This is a genomic window from Pantoea anthophila, from assembly GCF_006494375.1.
GTDB lineage: Bacteria > Pseudomonadota > Gammaproteobacteria > Enterobacterales > Enterobacteriaceae > Pantoea > Pantoea anthophila.
Map to the genome: position 1 here is coordinate 243,278 of NZ_VHIZ01000037.1, position 15,136 is coordinate 258,413.

The following is a 15,136-nucleotide window of genomic DNA, read 5'->3' on the forward strand; positions in this document are numbered from 1 at the left end:
TCGGCTGACCGCATTCAGGGTTAAACCTGCTCATCCCCCTACGGCCAGCCGTTAACGACGATAAGCCAGCGAGCGCACCAGCCAGTCGCCCAGTTTCTGAATCAGCATCACCAGCGCCAGCAGCACGACAATGGTCGCTGCCATGATCTGATTATCGAAGCGCTGATAGCCGTAACGAATCGCCAGATCCCCCAGTCCGCCGCCGCCGACCACGCCGGCCATCGCCGAGAAGCCAATCAGCATCACAATCGTCAGGGTGATCCCTGCCACCAGCGCAGGCAACGCCTCCGGCAGCAGCACGCGGCTGACGATATGCCACAGATTGCCCCCCATCGACACCACCGCCTCAATGCGGCCGCGATCGACTTCATCCAGCGCGTTCTCCACGATGCGCGCAAAGAAGGGAAACGCCCCCAGGGTAATCGGTACGATCGCAGCGGTACTGCCCAGCGTGGTGCCAACCAGCAGGCGGGTAAAGGGGATAAGCGCGATCAGGAGCACGACAAACGGCAGCGCGCGTCCGGTATTCACCAGCGTGTTCAGCAGGAGAGAGATAGCGCGATTGGGCAGAATACCCTGTGGGCGGGTCAGAAACAGCAGGACGCCCACCGGCAATCCGATAGCGACGGTAAAAAGCGCTGCCAGCAGCACCATATAGAGCGTTTCGCCTGTGGCATTCAGCAGCAGTTCCTGAAAACGATCGCGGGTCATGCTACGCATCGGGTAAGAGCCTCCCGCTGATATTTTTCGATAAACGCCCTGTCCGCCTCGCCATCCTTCAGCAGCATCGTGCGGAGACGACCCTCTTCGCGTCCCATGATCTGGCTGAGGGTGCCGCTTTCCACCAGCTGCCCCTTCTCCAGCAGCGCGGCACCGTCACAGATACGCTTCACTACCGCCATCTCATGCGTGATCAGGACGATGGTGATATTCAGCTGCTGCTGAATATCTGCCAGCAGATCAAGAATGGAGAGGGTGGTTTCCGGGTCCAGTGCGCTGGTCGCCTCATCGCACAGCAGATAGCGGGGACGGGCCGCCAGCGCGCGGGCGATGCCGACACGCTGTTTCTGTCCCCCGGAGAGCTGTGATGGCCAGGCCGTTGCAAAGGCTGTCAGTCCCACCAGATCCAGCAGCGAGGTCACGCGGGCGTGGCGTTCGGCCCTGGGTATCCCGGCAATCTCCAGCGCCAGGTCAATATTGTCCCGCACGTTGCGGGAATGGAGCAGATTAAAGTGCTGAAAGATCATCCCCATCTGCTGCCGTTGCTGGCGGAGCTGCGCCAGACTCAGTCGGGAGATATCTTCCCCATCGATCTCAATCAGACCGCTGGAGGGACTCTCCAGCCGGTTCAGGCAGCGCAGCAGCGTGCTTTTACCCGCCCCGCTTCGCCCCAGTATGCCGAAGATCGACCCTTCACTGATGGTGAGAGAGATATCGTCTAACGCTGGCGCGGGTGCGCCAGCATAGTGTTTGCTGAGGTGACGGATATTAATCATGCTGATTATCCGCGACCGGAATCACGGAGCCCTGGTAGTTTTTCCGGATAAATGCAGCTACCTGCGGCGAACGCAGATCCTTTGCCAGCTGCACGACGCGGGGATCTTTTTCCAGTGCCGGGGTGGTGACCAGCAGGTTGGCATACGGGTTATGCGCAGCGGACTCCAGACCCAGCGCATCTTTGGCCGGATTCAGCCCCGCTTCCAGCGCATAGTTGCCGTTGATGATCGCGGCATCAACATCATCCAGCGAGCGTGGCAACTGAGGCGATTCAATCTCGATGATTTTGATTTTCTTCGGGTTTTCGCTGATATCTTTCGGCGTCACCAGCGTGGAGCCCGCTTCACCCTGCGCCCGGAGTTTAATGACCCCTTTATCCTGCAAGAGCCACAGCGCACGGCTCAGGTTGGTGGTGTTGTTGGGTACCGCAATGCTGGCACCCTCTGGCAACGCCGCCAGCGACTTCACTTTGCGCGAGTAGATCCCCAGTGGCTCAATGTGCACACTGGCGACGACGGCAAAGGTCTTACCCAGCGCCTTTTCCTGATCTTTCAGGTAGGGCAGATGCTGGAAGTAGTTCGCATCCACATCCCCGGAGGCGAGCAGTTCATTGGCGTTTACCCCACCGCTCAGCTCCACGATCCTGATGTCGAGTTTGGGATCCAGCGTTTTAACGTACTCCAGAATTTCGGCATGTGGCACCGGATCCGCAGCCACACGCAGCGGCGCAGCCTGCAGACTTTGAGCAATCAGCAGTGAAAGACCGGCCAGAGCCAGAACGCGCTTTTTAATCATCATCATTTATCTCTTATGGTTTTAGTGGGAGGTGTGTTCAGGATAAAAACGCTCTGCAACTTCCGGATGCGAACGCAGCCGGCCTTTGAGGTAATTCCAGCCGACTTCACGCAGCAGCGGGTTGAGCGGATCGCTGGCCGGTCCCTGAGCCAGCCCGGCCAGTTGCGGGGGCAGCGGGTAGATCGGCACAACGGCATCGAGCTGCGCACCGAGGAAAAAGGCGATAGAGAGGCGCTCGCGGCTTTGCGGGGGCGATACCACCCGATGAACGGTGGCGCGCAGATAGCCATTGGTCGCCAGCTCCAGCAGCTCGCCAATGTTCACCACAAACGCGCCCGGTTTGGGTAAGGCATCGATCCAGTTGTCCGGCGTCACTTCCACCTGAAGACCCGGCTGATCGTCCTGCAGCAGCATCGTCAGGAAGCCGGAATCTTTGTGCGCGCCGACGCCCTGGCGGGATTCGCCCTCGCTACGGCCGGGGTAGCGGATAAGCTTGATATGTTCGTTGGGATAGTCGCCATAGAGATTGTCAAAGGCGTTGCGCGGCAGATGGAGCGCTTCGGCAAAGGCGCGCAGCAGCTCCAGCGCAACGGCGGTCATCTGCTGCTGCCAGCGGGTGACGACGGTCTGCAGTTCCGGCAGGGCTTCAGGCCACTGATTGGGGCCCTGCATCCGTTGCCAGGTGGGCGAGTCGGCGGTTACAGGCAGCGCTTCGCGTTCAGCACCAATGTCAAACTGCTCGCGAAAATCGGGCTGGCTGCGGGTTATCTCCACGCCGGCCAGGTTATAACCGCGAAAATGAGGCGAATTGGCCATCCTGACGGCACTTTTGTCCGCCTGTGGCAGGGCAAAAAACTGGCGTGCGACCTGCTGAACCTCATCGGATAACGCGCGGTCGATCCCGTGGTTGATCAGATAGAAGAAACCTACCTCACGCGCCGCCTGGCTGAGTTTCTCGCGTGACTGTTGCTGCTGCTGTTGATCTCCCGATAACAGTGCGAAATCAATAACCGGTAATTCTGCTGATGTTAACGCGCCCATGTTTAACACTCTGTTGGTCTGGAATAGCAGTACACTGCCACTGCATTTATGCGTTAACTACCAACTAATCCTGCTATGGATATGCGGCGAACGGAAATATCGCGCTGCACCCCAGTCAAAAGATCCGCAGATTACTCTGGTTGCCGGATGAGACATTCTGGTGCGCGTCAGGCTTGCCGACGCCTGCTGGCCGGAATCATCCTGCGCCGGATGTTACGAAATGTTTATGGCCGTAAGCAGAGATGAATAAGATTACTATGCTGACTTTGTCAGTAAAAGTAGTTATTTACGCTGAAAACTTGCAATACCTTACAATTGTGGTCTAAGGTTTGCCCCTGCGGTTAATTGCCGCTTCACTTAAAACTTATTCGGCTTCTTATAGCTTTCATTTCCACGGTTTCTTCTGACCCTTATTTTCGGCTGCGAAAGCTATAAGACTCCTTCATTCAGCAGTTGAGGAGTTTATGGACACCAGAAACAGATCGTCTGACCATGCAAAGAAACATTTCTGGAACAGGAAGCAAAAAGAGCTGACTGTTGATGACATTACCGTGATCGATAACGACATGCTGAAGCGTGCCGTTGGCGCAGCCGCGTTAGGTAATGCGATGGAATGGTTCGACTTCGGCGTTTACAGCTACCTCGCCGTTATCATCGGCAAGGTCTTCTTCCCGGACGCCAACAACGCCGTGCAGCTCATCGCCACCTTTGGTACGTTCGCAGCGGCCTTCCTGGTCCGCCCGATTGGCGGCCTGGTGTTTGGCCCACTGGGTGACCGTATCGGCCGACAGAAAGTGCTGGCGATGACGATGATCATGATGTCGATTGGCACATTCTGCATCGGCCTGATCCCGGCCTATTCCTCCATTGGCATCATGGCACCGATCCTGCTGCTGGTGGCGCGTCTGATCCAGGGCTTTTCGACCGGCGGCGAGTATGGCGGCGCAGCGACCTTTATTGCGGAGTACTCCACCGATAAACGCCGTGGCTTCATGGGCAGCTTCCTGGAGTTCGGCACCATTGGTGGTTACCTGCTGGGTGCCAGCCTGGTGACGGTGATGACCACCCTGATGTCAAACGAGGCGATGATGTCCTGGGGCTGGCGCGTGCCCTTCTTTATCGCCGCGCCGCTGGGTCTGTTTGGTCTCTATGTGCGACTGAAGCTGGAAGAGACTCCGGCCTTCCAGCAGCACATGGAAAAACAGGAGGCGCTGGAGCAGAGCAAACCGCGCCTGACCCTGATGCAGATGCTGAGCAAATACCGTGCGCCAATGCTGAAATGTATCGGTCTGGTGCTGCTGTTTAACGTCTCTAACTACATGCTGACCTCCTATATGCCTAGTTATCTGACCGGCGTACTGGGTCTGCCTGAACTGAGTGGCCTGCTGCTGGTGATGGTGGCGATGTTTGTGATGATGCCGCTGACGCTGCTGTGGGGCCGCTGGACGGACCGCATCGGGCGTCGGCCGGTGATTGGCTTTGGTGCGGTGGGTCTGATCCTGCTCGCGATTCCGAGCTTTATGCTGATCGGTTCCGGTAACATGTGGGCAGTATTCGGCGGCCTGCTGATTCTGGGCGTGCTGCACACCTGCTTCAGCGGCACCATGCCTTCAACGCTGCCTGCGCTGTTCACGACCGATATCCGTTACAGTGCGCTGGCCATTGGCTTTAACCTGTCGGTCTCCCTGTTTGGCGGAACCACCCCGCTGATCACGGCGTGGCTGGTCGATACCAGTAAAAACACCATGATGCCGGCCTACTACATGATGGGTGCGGGTATCATCGGTCTGCTGACTATTCTGACCGTCCGTGAAACCGCCCGGCAGCCGCTGACCGGTTCATCGCCAGCGGTGGCGACCAAAGCGGAAGCGCATCGCCTGATTGATAAGCTGCGTAAGCGCTCAAAATCTTCAGCGCCCGCCGCGCATTAAGTCTGAAAACACCCTGCTCTGCAGGGTGTTTTTTTATCTGACGCCTCTTCCTCTTTTTCCGGCATCACCTCAGCGCCCGGAGTCGTCATCCCTCTGACTTCACGCCCTGCCGGAAACGCGCCACTTTCGCCCGATTACCGCACAGCGCCATGCTGCACCAGCGACGGCGATGCGCTTTGGTACGATCGTAAAACCACAGGTTACAGGCGGGATGTTCACAAGCGCGTACCCGGCTGAAATCCGCCTGGGCCAGCAGGCTGGCAGCCTGTTCTGCAACCCGCCCCAGTCGCTGCATTGCGCTCTGAGCAGGATAAATCCGGCGGATCTGCAACGTCCCCTGCTCTGTGACGAGCTGCATATGGCTGATCGCCTCGCCCAGCCAGGCATTCAGCACCCGCACATCTATCGCTTCACCCGCCTTCTGTTGCTGCACCATGTCGCGAATGTTGTCCCGCAGCTGACGGGCAGCCTGCAACAGCGTGCCAGCTTCAGAGTGCGCTGCCGGGCCGTCTGTAGCCAGTCCGGCCTGCTGAAGCCATGCGTCAACATCCTCATCGGTTTGCCAGAAATCGTGCGGCTGACCGTCCACGATGGCGACGGTATTAATGAAGTCCAGCGCCGGATGATCGGCCAGAAACCACGGCCCCTGCGCGGTGGATGATTGTGTTTCTGCCATGTTAATGCCTCTCCTGGGAGTCTCGCCTGGCACCAGTGTCACCGATAAAAGACGCATTATACAGTTACAAACAGACCATGTAACCACTTAAATCATCATTGACAGGTTACCAAAAGGCAGCATAATCAGCATCAGTAACCCCTAATAGACGAATTTACCAGTTACAGGAGTGTCAGCTATGACCGCCCACGCTATTCAACATCGCTATCTGCAGGCCGATGGGGTCAATATCTTCTATCGGGAAGCGGGCGATCCTTCCCACCCGGTACTGTTACTGCTGCATGGCTTTCCCACCTCGTCACATCAGTTTCGTCACCTTATTCCTCTGCTGGCTGACAGGTTTCACCTTATCGCGCCCGATCTGCCCGGCTTTGGCTTTACTGACGTTCCCGCTGAGCGTCACTACAGCTGGACTTTCGACGCACTCGGTCAGACGCTGACCGCTTTCGTGGATGCGCTGGGTCTGAAACGTTATGCCCTGTATGTTTTCGACTATGGTGCCCCTGCCGGTCTGCGTCTGGCCCTCGCCCGGCCTGAGCGTGTCAGCGGACTGATATCGCAAAACGGCAATGCCTATCTGGAGGGACTGGGAGAAGCCTGGGCGCCGGTGCGTGCTTACTGGGACGACCCCAGCGAAGCTAAGGGTCAGGTGGTGCGCGACACCGTCCTGACGCCGGAAGCGATCAAGTGGCAATACACGCATGGCGTCAGCGATCCGCAGTTAATTGCGCCGGAGACGTATACGCTGGACACCCTGCTGATGGAGCGACCCGGTAATAAAGCGATTCAGCAGGCGCTGTTTCTCGATTACGCCAGTAATTTGCAGCGCTACCCGGAATTTCAGGCCTTTTTCCGTCAAAAGCAGCTGCCGACGCTGGTGATCTGGGGGAAACACGATCCCTTCTTTATCCCGCCGGGGGCAGCAGCCTGGCAGCGTGACAATCCGCAGGCGGTGGTTGAGATGCTGGATAGCGGGCATTTCGCGCTGGAGACCCATACTCAGCACATTGCAACGCGTATCCGGGAGATGTTCAGCGGCGACTGACAAAAGGGGCACAGAAGCTATCCGATACCGCCTCTGTGCCTCTCCCTTCCTTTATTCATTACTGAACCGGCCGACCGTACTGGCCGCGCCCAGCGCATGCCCCTTCAGCTGTGCAATCAGTTCCGCCTGGGTTAAACCCGCTTTTAACTGGCCCGGCTGCAAATCGGTGGCGATCAGCACAAAGTTATAGTGGTGCAGACCGCTACCCGCTGGCGGACAGGGGCCATAATAGTGTGTGGTTCCCGGCGTATTCTTTCCGCCGGTATAGCCTTTCCCCTCCGTCAGAGCGCCCTGAGCAAACGATGAACGCGTGGGGGCAATGTTGTAAGCCACCATGTGGGTGACGCCAAGCCCCCTGGCCCCCACCGGATCGGTCATCAGCAGCGCCAGACTGCGGGTGCCCGCCGGAATAGCCGACCAGTTGAGTTCAGGAGAGACATTCTCACCGGTACAGGAAGGATTACTTTTATTGGCACCGGCAAACTTTTTGTCCAGCAGCGCATTGTCGCTGAAGTCCCGGGATTGCAACGTAAATACGGATGCCGCCAGCGTGGTCATGGGCAGAACGGCCAGCGCCGCCGCGCAGAGTAATTTTTTCAACCGTCACTCCTTATCAGATAGCACCTGAGAAAATTGTCCCGCTACATTTTGTCATTGCCTGCTTACTCTGACGGCTGCGCGACAGAGGCCGCACAGCAGCGTCAGCATTTTCACTTCGCCTTTTTCAGGGCCGCAAAGACGCGTGCGACCGCGACGGCCCCCGGATCGGGCACGCCATTGAGGTTTGTGCTGTTCAGATAGGAGGAGCGACCCGCTTTTGCAGTTCCCATGGTGGCCGTCGCCTCACTGCCCTGCTGCGCCGCTTCTGCTGCCGCCTCCAGTGACTGACCCGCCACCAGCGCCTCAATGGCCGGTTGCAGTGCATCGATCAATGTCCGGTCGCCCGGCTTTGCCCCGCCATACTCCTTCATCTTCTCCAGCCCCTGCTGCAGGGCAACAGGCAGGGTATCGCCCTCCGCCAGTTGCTGGGCGGCAGCGGTAAAAAAGATCGCCATCAGCACGCCGCTGGAGCCGCCCATCACCGTCGCCAGCCGCTCTCCCGTGACCGCGAGCAGCTCGGGAAGAGCATTCAGTGGCAGCTGATTATCGGCACATTCGCGCTGGATCTGACGCGCGCCCGCGGCAAAGGTCGAACCGGTATCACCGTCCCCGACCTGCGCATCCAGCCGGTTCAGCTCACTTTCGCAGGCCATCAGGGTTTCACAGATAGTGTTCACGTAAGCGGCAACCTGGGGGTTTGCAGAGGGCTGGACCGGGTGGGCTGAGGCCGGAGTGGCGGCACTTACCGGTTCCAGTGGGCCGATTCTCACCGGGGTTACCCAGCCGGTGACCTCAACCGGCGCGCAGAGGGCCTCTTCGAAGAGCGGAGTCAGCCTCATGCAGGTCACGGAAAAGCCTTTCATGTCCAGTGCGGTCATCAGCGGCGCAGGCCCCATCAGATAGTTACTGCCCCGGCTGAGCGGCGACGCAATCAGATCCCGCGTCACCAGACTCATCTCCAGCGCGGACATACCGCCCAGATTATTCACCAGCAGCGCGCAGGGTTCCTCATTCTCCGGCATCACCTTCTCCAGCAGCTGCTGAACAATCTGCTGACTGTTCTGGCTCTGCATCACCTCAACGCCCGGTTCTCCGTGAATGCCCAGTCCCATTTCGACACTGCCTTCCGGCACCCGCTGGCTGACCGGCTCATCCGGCAGATGGCAGCCGGAGAGCGCCACGTCCATCGACGCGATGGCCTGGCTGGCCGCCTGCGCGGCCGCGGTGACCGCCGCCAGGTCATCGCCCCGTTCGGCGACGAAGCCCGCTACCTTGTGCACCAGCAGGGTACCGGCCAACCCGCGCGGCTGAGGATTCTCCGGCAGGGCCACATCATCACCGACAATCACCATGTTGACGCTGTATCCCGCCTTACGCGCCTTTTCTGCCGCCAGGCCAAAGTTAAGCCGATCGCCGGTGTAATTTTTTACAATCAGCAGGCATCCGGCTTCCCCGGTAAGATTGACGATGGCGTGATACACCGCGTCTACGCTGGGTGAAGCAAAGAGATCGCCACAAACGGCGGCCGTCAGCATCCCCTTACCGATAAATCCGACATGCGCCGGTTCATGTCCGGCTCCCCCGCCGGAGATCAGCGCCACCTGCTGTTTCTGCCAGTCCCTGCGCATGACAATGCGGATTCGCGGCGCGACCTGTAGCCGCACCAGATTGCGCCACGGGCTGGCGTAAATCATACCATCTAACGCGCTGTCGACGAGGTCGTCCTTGTTATTCAGTACAAATCGGGTCATCTCTTCATTCCTCATGGGCGTGCGAAGGGGAAGTAAACAAGTGTTGCACATAACCGCCATACGGGGAGAAATCCACTGCGAAACCCGGCGTATCATCCCGTCTCGTTCAGCGCCTGGCGCGGCATCTGGCAAAGGCATCGCGCCATTACGGGCTAATTTATTGATTTCCATCAAATATTTTTATCCGAAACTGAGAGGTTTTGCGCAGAACCCTGATAGGGAATGGCGGAAGTTAGAGCGCATTCACAAACAGAGGATGTTTTTATGACTCAACGTATGATTCTGAATGAAACGGCCTGGTTTGGTGCCGGCGCGTTACGCCATCTGCCGGAAGAGGTAGAGCGTCGTGGAATGCGCAAAGCCCTGATTGTTACTGACCGTGCACTGGTGGCAGCGGGTGCGCTGAAGCGGGTGACCGATCGGCTGGCCAGCCACCAGCTTGCTTGGGCGGTGTACGATGAGGTGGTGCCCAATCCCACCATTCGGGTGGTGCAGCAGGGCGTGGCGGCCTTCAGGGCATCGGGCGCAGATTATCTGATAGCGATCGGGGGCGGTTCACCTCAGGATACCAGCAAGGCGATCGGTATGATTATCAATAATCCCGAATTTGAAGATGTGCGCAGCCTGGAGGGCGTGGCCCCCACCCGCCATCCCTGCGTTCCGATTATCGCTATCCCGACCACCGCAGGCACCGCCGCAGAAGTCACCATCAACTACGTTATTACCGATGAAGAGAAACGCCGTAAGTTTGTCTGTGTCGATCCGCATGCCATTCCGAAAGTCGCGATTGTTGATGCGGAAATGATGGCGAGTATGCCCGCCTCACTGAAAGCCGCAACCGGTATTGATGCACTGACCCACGCGATTGAGGGCTATATCACGCGTGGCGCCTGGACGCTGACCGATATGCTGCATCTCAAAGCCATTGAGATTATCAGCCAGTCACTGCGCAAGTCGGTGGCGGGGGATCCCGACGCGGTGGAGCAGATGGCGCTGGGACAGTATGTCGCCGGGATGGGTTTCTCCAGTGTCGGACTCGGGCTGGTTCATGGCATGGCTCATCCGCTGGGCGCCTTTTATGATGTGCCACACGGCATTGCTAACGCCATTCTGCTGCCGCAGGTGATGGCGTGGAATGCCGCCTGGACCGGCGAAAAGTATCGCGACATTGCGCGCGTAATGGGCGTGAAGCAGGTCGACACCCTCTCGCTGGAGCAGGCGCGGGAGGCCGCGGTTGATGCCGTTCGTCAGCTCTGTCGGGATATGGGCATCCCGCGTTCCTTACGTGAAGTGGGTTTACAGCAGGCTGATATCCCGGCCCTGGCGCAGGCCGCGCTGGATGATGTCTGTACCGGTGGCAACCCGCGCACGCCCGATCTTGAGGCGGTGATGGCGCTCTACCGTCAGAGTTAAAGCGCGCCAGCTTATCCGCCGCTGACGTCAGGCCCGCTCACGCCAGCGGGCTTTTTATCGCGCTGGATCTGTCGCGATTCGCCACGGCGGATAAAGCCAGTCAGCGCGGTGACGGCCGGGGTTTTCTCGATTTTCTGATGCCCGTTTCAGCCTGAAATCGCCCGCGAGTTTTCTGCAGGTTGCGGTGCATGCGCCACCTGACCGGATGATTTCTTTAGATGCTAAACCCTGAGTCACTTGATCTGGATCACAAAAATCCGCATCATGCGCAGCGAAAACCTTTACGATGCTGCGGAGATATTGATGACACTGTACCAGGGTATGCTGATTTTTTATGCCGTTGTTGCACTGTTCGCTACGCTGATCACCTTCTTCATCGCCAAAGATAAGCTCAGCATTAAACTGCTCAGCGCCTTTCTGGTGGGTGCCACCTGGCCGATGAGTTTTCCCGTCGCGCTGATGTTCGCGCTGTTTTAATTGACATTTTCGCCTTACCGACCACACTCAGATTAGACGTCACTGACCCGCTCTGCGCCGATCGCTGATGTCGGCTTGCTCATCACTCATATAAGGAGCGGTTATGCGCGTAATCGGTGTGGCGATTCTGATTTCCCTTCTCAGTGCCTGCAGCGGACCCTGGGGCGCCGAAAAACCGGTCCCGGCGGCAGAAACCCGTCAGCAGACCTGCCAGCCTGGCACCAATCCCAGCCAGAATGACTGCGGTCACTTTCCCGAACCGGAATTTCACTGACACACCCGCACAGTGTGTTACGGGATCGCATTTGCGCTATTTCATCGCATAACAAGGCTTTACACGCCGATGGCCGGTCAGTAAAGTAGCGCCCAGACATCATTTCTGATGCGTAAGCGTTAACGTCAACCAACGCCCCCGCAGCGCTGCTGCCTGTGATGATCCCTGCCATGAAGCCTCTGCAACTTAGTGTTAAACCTCATGCTGCGCTCTCCGGCGCCTCATTTTTTTTATTTGTGCTGCTGCTGACCGCGGCCAACCTTCGCGCACCGGTGACTGTGGTCGGCCCGGTTCTGCAGGATATCCGTCAGACCTTTGGACTGAGCGCCGGTGAAGCGGGTCTGTTCAACTTTATTCCCCTGATCCTCTTTGCCCTGCTTGCGCCACCAGCCGCCTGGCTCGGCAATCGCATCGGACTCGAACGCAGCCTGTGGGGCGCACTCTGCTTAATGACCGCGGGTTCCCTGTTGCGCTGGCTGCCTGTGGAGGCGGCGTTATGGGGCGGGACCCTGCTGCTCAGCGCCGGGATTGCTGCCGCCAACGTCCTGCTGCCCCCGCTGATTAAACGCGATTTTACCGCCCATACTGCCCGCTATATCGGGCTTTACGCCGCCACCATGTCGATTACTGCCAGCCTGGCCTCCGGGATTGCCGTTCCGCTGAGCCAGCTCTCCTCCGCAGGCTGGCGACTGTCGCTGGTGGTCTGGGCGATCCCAGGGCTGATTGCGCTGCTGGCCTGGCTGCCACTGCTACGCCAGCGTCCGTTAAAGCAGGCATCCGGCGAGACGACAGTCCTCCATCGCCATCCGTGGCGCTCGGCAGGCGGCTGGCAGATTGCCCTGTTTATGGCGCTGCAGTCGCTGGCGTTTTATACCCTGATAGACTGGTTTACGCTGTTCGCCCATGACCAGGGTTTCAGTCAGGCCACGGCGGGCTGGCTGCTGTTCTGGTATCAGGCCATCGCAATTGTCGCCAATCTTGGCTGCATGATGGCGCTGAAGCGGGTGAAGGATGCCCGCCTCACCGCCTTCATCGCCTCGTCGGCTATCTTTCTCGGCATGCTGGGGCTTCTGCTTAACCCGCTGTGGGCGGCGATCTGGCTGACCCTAGCCGGTCTGGGCGCAGGCGCCTCACTGGTGCTCTGCCTCTCCCTCTTTAATCTGCGGGCCAGCAATCATCGTCAGGCTTCACAGCTCTCCGGTATGGCCCAGTGCGTCGGCTATGCGCTGGCCGCGCTCGGTCCTTTGTTGTTTGGCGTGCTCCATGAGCAGAGCGGAAACTGGACGATCCCCTTCAGCGTACTGGTGCTGCTGAGCCTGCTTCAGATGCTGCTGGCCCCTCTGGCAGCACAGTCAAAACCCATCAGCTGAACGTGCGGCCATGCCGCCATCGGACCTTAACAATATGATCTGTCGGTCGCTGATGCACAGCATCAGCGACCGGCGGGAAGCGACAGGAGAAGCGAGTGTGTCTGAACTGAATAATGCGCTGTTGCAGGCGATCCTGGATGAGGTGCGTCCGCTGGTTCATCAGGGAAAAGTGGCGGACTATATCCCCGCGCTGGCCGATGTGGCCGCAGACCGGCTGGCTATCGCTGTCTGCCTGCCTGACGGCACCCTCTTTCAGGCGGGCGATGCCCAAACGCGCTTTTCGATTCAGTCGATCTCTAAAGCGCTGTCGCTGACCGTGGCGCTGACCCGCTATGACGATAGCGAAATCTGGCAGCGGGTCGGAAAAGAGCCGTCGGGTCAGCCTTTTAATTCGCTGGTGCAGCTCGAACTGGAACAGGGTAAACCGCGTAATCCCTTTATTAATGCGGGTGCCCTGGTGATCTGCGACCTGCTGGAAACCCGGCTGACCGCGCCGCGTCAGCGTATGCTGGAGATTGTCCGGCAGCTGAGTCAGCAGCCGGACATCAACTATGACCGCCACGTTGCCCGCTCCGAGTATGAACACTCGGCCCGCAACGCGGCGATTGCCTGGCTGATGAAGTCGTTCGGGAATTTCGATAACGACGTGACCAGCGTGATGCAGACCTATTTTCACTACTGCTCACTGTCAATGAGCTGCGTTGAACTGGCACGTACGTTTATCTATCTGGCGAATCAGGGCCGGACGCTGGATGGCAGCCAGATGATTACCGCGCGTCAGGCGCGCCAGATTAACGCGCTGATGATCACCAGCGGGATGTACGATGGCGCGGGCGAATTTGCCTGGCGGGTCGGCATGCCGGCAAAGTCAGGGGTAGGTGGCGGGATCATTGCCATTATCCCCGGAGAGATGAGCATCGCCGTCTGGTCACCCGGACTCGATGGTGCAGGCAATTCCCTGGCGGGCACGGCGGTGCTGGAGTTACTGACGGAAAAGCTGGGTCGCTCTATTTTCTGACCTTGGAACCCGACGAAGTAGAGTAGTCATCTGTGCTGAGCGGTTTGATGATGAACAGGCACGACGACTCCGGACGCCGGGGAGTGGGATCATAGTCTGCATAACAGACTGAGAGCATGTCTCAGTCTGTTTGACGGATATCCGCCAGTTCCGCTTCGCTCAGCCCGGTCATTTGCAGAATGGTATGGCGGTCCATACCGCTTTGCAGTGCAGAAAGCGTCTTGCGCCGCCCCATGCCGAAACTGCCCCCACTCAGACCGGGTTCAGCTCACCACGTTAATCGGCTCGCCCTGAAGAGAGGCGGCGATATTTTTCATCACGCCTTTCACCAGATTCTCTGCGCCACTGCGGCTTGCCCAGGCAATGTGCGGCGTCAGCAGCAGACCCGGCAGATCCGCCAGCAGCGGATTATCGGCAGCAGGCGGTTCGCTACTCAGCACATCCAGCGCCGCTCCGCCGATAACGCCCTGCGCCAGGGCAGCCGCCAGATCGGCTTCATTGATTAATCCGCCACGCGCGGTATTGATCAGCAGCGCCTGCGGTTTCATCTTAGCCAGCGCCTCACGGTCAATCATCTGTCGGGTCTGATCGCTTAACGGACAGTGCAGTGAAATCACATCGCTGGTGGCCAGCATCTGCTCAAAGCTGACATAGCCGTCACGCACAGTCTGACTCCCTTTGCGCTCGGCGAACTGGACCTGCATCCCCAGCGCCTGCGCCAGCCTTCCTACCGCCTGACCGATTTCGCCCCGGCCCGCGATACCCAGCATGGCCCCGCCGATATCCTGAATCGGCCGACGATGCAGACAGAAGTGTTGCGCCTGCGGCCAGTCCCGGCGCGTGGTGCTGGCATAGTCAAATAACTGCCGGCGCAGCGCGAAAAGGGCTGCAATTACCGCCTCGGAGACGCTCTGCGTGGAGTAGCCGGGCACATTGCTGACGGTGATCCCGCGTTCGCGACAGGCGTCGAGATCGATACAGTCATAGCCGGTTGCGGCAACACAGACAAAGCGCAGATCCGGCAGTTGCCTGAGTGTAGCGGCGCGTAACGGAACTTTATTGGTGATCGCGATAGTCGCCCGCTGCAGGGCAGACACGATCTCATTAACCGGCGTGTGTGTGCGGATCTCCCACTCACCCTGGAGCTGTTCGATCGGCAGTGAGAGCGGCAGCGTATCGCCATCCAGCATAACTATTTTCATTATCTGTCCTTAATTGCTCAGAGTGTCATCCACAGGCTCAGCCGTG

16 protein-coding genes are annotated in these 15,136 nt (G+C 58.7%); 7 read left to right on the forward strand and 9 right to left on the reverse strand.

Features of this window, described 5'->3' with window-relative positions; genetic code table 11:
- Positions 1 to 51 precede the first annotated feature (51 nt).
- Genes FJW00_RS08280 through FJW00_RS08295 form a run of 4 tightly spaced genes read right to left on the reverse strand, consistent with a single transcriptional unit; the run spans position 52 to position 3,333 of the window.
- Complete coding sequence (locus FJW00_RS08280; RefSeq protein ID WP_033736777.1) at positions 52 to 720, reverse strand: methionine ABC transporter permease; 669 nt, start codon at positions 718 to 720, stop codon at positions 52 to 54.
- Positions 708 to 1,496, reverse strand: coding sequence for a methionine ABC transporter ATP-binding protein (locus tag FJW00_RS08285; RefSeq protein WP_140923509.1), 789 nt, complete (start codon positions 1,494 to 1,496; stop codon positions 708 to 710). The genes FJW00_RS08280 and FJW00_RS08285 overlap by 13 nt, the downstream gene beginning before the upstream one ends.
- The gene (locus FJW00_RS08290; RefSeq protein ID WP_033736835.1) at positions 1,489 to 2,292 is read right to left on the reverse strand and encodes a MetQ/NlpA family ABC transporter substrate-binding protein; all 804 of its coding nucleotides are present in this window, start codon (positions 2,290 to 2,292) and stop codon (positions 1,489 to 1,491) included. The genes FJW00_RS08285 and FJW00_RS08290 overlap by 8 nt, the downstream gene beginning before the upstream one ends.
- Positions 2,293 to 2,313: 21 nt before the next feature.
- Entirely contained in the window at positions 2,314 to 3,333 is a 1,020-nt protein-coding gene (locus FJW00_RS08295; protein ID WP_140923511.1) for an isopenicillin N synthase family dioxygenase, read from the reverse strand.
- A 464-nt stretch (positions 3,334 to 3,797) separates the two neighbouring features.
- Between FJW00_RS08295 and proP the strand changes: the two genes are divergently transcribed.
- Positions 3,798 to 5,264, forward strand: coding sequence for a glycine betaine/L-proline transporter ProP (gene proP, locus FJW00_RS08300; RefSeq protein ID WP_046102904.1), 1,467 nt, complete (start codon positions 3,798 to 3,800; stop codon positions 5,262 to 5,264).
- Between the two features lie 85 nt (positions 5,265 to 5,349).
- Here proP and FJW00_RS08305 read toward each other — a convergent pair whose 3' ends face one another.
- Entirely contained in the window at positions 5,350 to 5,940 is a 591-nt protein-coding gene (locus FJW00_RS08305) for a CGNR zinc finger domain-containing protein (protein ID WP_140029233.1), read from the reverse strand.
- Between the two features lie 178 nt (positions 5,941 to 6,118).
- Between FJW00_RS08305 and FJW00_RS08310 the strand changes: the two genes are divergently transcribed.
- On the forward strand, positions 6,119 to 6,985 hold the full coding sequence (locus tag FJW00_RS08310) for an alpha/beta fold hydrolase (protein ID WP_140923513.1): 867 nt from the start codon (positions 6,119 to 6,121) through the stop codon (positions 6,983 to 6,985).
- 51 nt (positions 6,986 to 7,036) lie between these two features.
- On the opposite strand, the gene FJW00_RS08315 is transcribed toward FJW00_RS08310, so the two are convergent.
- Complete coding sequence (locus tag FJW00_RS08315; protein ID WP_140923515.1) at positions 7,037 to 7,585, reverse strand: YbhB/YbcL family Raf kinase inhibitor-like protein; 549 nt, start codon at positions 7,583 to 7,585, stop codon at positions 7,037 to 7,039.
- Positions 7,586 to 7,695: 110 nt separating this feature from the next.
- Positions 7,696 to 9,336: a dihydroxyacetone kinase subunit DhaK gene (locus tag FJW00_RS08320; protein WP_140923517.1), complete on the reverse strand. Its 1,641-nt coding sequence runs from the start codon at positions 9,334 to 9,336 to the stop codon at positions 7,696 to 7,698.
- A gap of 264 nt (positions 9,337 to 9,600) precedes the next feature.
- Between FJW00_RS08320 and fucO the strand changes: the two genes are divergently transcribed.
- The 5 genes from fucO to glsB all read left to right on the forward strand — a co-directional run bounded on the left by fucO (position 9,601) and on the right by glsB (position 13,888).
- Complete coding sequence (fucO, locus tag FJW00_RS08325; RefSeq protein WP_140923519.1) at positions 9,601 to 10,749, forward strand: lactaldehyde reductase; 1,149 nt, start codon at positions 9,601 to 9,603, stop codon at positions 10,747 to 10,749.
- 303 nt (positions 10,750 to 11,052) lie between these two features.
- On the forward strand, positions 11,053 to 11,226 hold the full coding sequence (locus FJW00_RS08330; RefSeq protein ID WP_009093071.1) for a GhoT/OrtT family toxin: 174 nt from the start codon (positions 11,053 to 11,055) through the stop codon (positions 11,224 to 11,226).
- A gap of 103 nt (positions 11,227 to 11,329) precedes the next feature.
- Positions 11,330 to 11,500 carry a YdgH/BhsA/McbA family protein gene (locus FJW00_RS22330; RefSeq protein ID WP_009093072.1) on the forward strand — a complete coding sequence of 57 codons (171 nt, stop codon included), beginning with the start codon at positions 11,330 to 11,332 and terminating at the stop codon, positions 11,498 to 11,500.
- Positions 11,501 to 11,670: 170 nt separating this feature from the next.
- Positions 11,671 to 12,870, forward strand: coding sequence for a CynX/NimT family MFS transporter (locus FJW00_RS08335; protein ID WP_140923521.1), 1,200 nt, complete (start codon positions 11,671 to 11,673; stop codon positions 12,868 to 12,870).
- A gap of 52 nt (positions 12,871 to 12,922) precedes the next feature.
- The gene (gene glsB, locus FJW00_RS08340) at positions 12,923 to 13,888 is read left to right on the forward strand and encodes a glutaminase B (RefSeq protein ID WP_140923710.1); all 966 of its coding nucleotides are present in this window, start codon (positions 12,923 to 12,925) and stop codon (positions 13,886 to 13,888) included.
- A 121-nt stretch (positions 13,889 to 14,009) separates the two neighbouring features.
- Here glsB and FJW00_RS22845 read toward each other — a convergent pair whose 3' ends face one another.
- Positions 14,010 to 14,123 (reverse strand): Rpn/YhgA-type helix-turn-helix domain-containing protein, encoded by a 114-nt coding sequence (locus tag FJW00_RS22845; RefSeq protein ID WP_502172355.1) that lies wholly within the window; start codon positions 14,121 to 14,123, stop codon positions 14,010 to 14,012.
- 28 nt (positions 14,124 to 14,151) lie between these two features.
- A complete protein-coding gene (locus FJW00_RS08345; RefSeq protein WP_140923523.1) occupies positions 14,152 to 15,090 on the reverse strand; it encodes a D-2-hydroxyacid dehydrogenase in 939 nt (312 codons plus the stop codon).
- Positions 15,091 to 15,136 lie beyond the last annotated feature (46 nt).

Coding starts and splice junctions, on each gene's coding strand:
- FJW00_RS08280 (WP_033736777.1), bottom strand. CDS start 720: ATGCGTAGCATGACCCGCGATCGTTTTCAGGAACTGCTGCTGAATGCC.
- FJW00_RS08285 (WP_140923509.1), bottom strand. CDS start 1,496: ATGATTAATATCCGTCACCTCAGCAAACACTATGCTGGCGCACCCGCG.
- FJW00_RS08290 (WP_033736835.1), bottom strand. CDS start 2,292: ATGATTAAAAAGCGCGTTCTGGCTCTGGCCGGTCTTTCACTGCTGATT.
- FJW00_RS08295 (WP_140923511.1), bottom strand. CDS start 3,333: ATGGGCGCGTTAACATCAGCAGAATTACCGGTTATTGATTTCGCACTG.
- proP (WP_046102904.1), top strand. CDS start 3,798: ATGGACACCAGAAACAGATCGTCTGACCATGCAAAGAAACATTTCTGG.
- FJW00_RS08305 (WP_140029233.1), bottom strand. CDS start 5,940: ATGGCAGAAACACAATCATCCACCGCGCAGGGGCCGTGGTTTCTGGCC.
- FJW00_RS08310 (WP_140923513.1), top strand. CDS start 6,119: ATGACCGCCCACGCTATTCAACATCGCTATCTGCAGGCCGATGGGGTC.
- FJW00_RS08320 (WP_140923517.1), bottom strand. CDS start 9,336: ATGACCCGATTTGTACTGAATAACAAGGACGACCTCGTCGACAGCGCG.
- fucO (WP_140923519.1), top strand. CDS start 9,601: ATGACTCAACGTATGATTCTGAATGAAACGGCCTGGTTTGGTGCCGGC.
- FJW00_RS08330 (WP_009093071.1), top strand. CDS start 11,053: ATGACACTGTACCAGGGTATGCTGATTTTTTATGCCGTTGTTGCACTG.
- FJW00_RS22330 (WP_009093072.1), top strand. CDS start 11,330: ATGCGCGTAATCGGTGTGGCGATTCTGATTTCCCTTCTCAGTGCCTGC.
- FJW00_RS08335 (WP_140923521.1), top strand. CDS start 11,671: ATGAAGCCTCTGCAACTTAGTGTTAAACCTCATGCTGCGCTCTCCGGC.
- glsB (WP_140923710.1), top strand. CDS start 12,923: ATGCACAGCATCAGCGACCGGCGGGAAGCGACAGGAGAAGCGAGTGTG.
- FJW00_RS22845 (WP_502172355.1), bottom strand. CDS start 14,123: ATGGGGCGGCGCAAGACGCTTTCTGCACTGCAAAGCGGTATGGACCGC.
- FJW00_RS08345 (WP_140923523.1), bottom strand. CDS start 15,090: ATGAAAATAGTTATGCTGGATGGCGATACGCTGCCGCTCTCACTGCCG.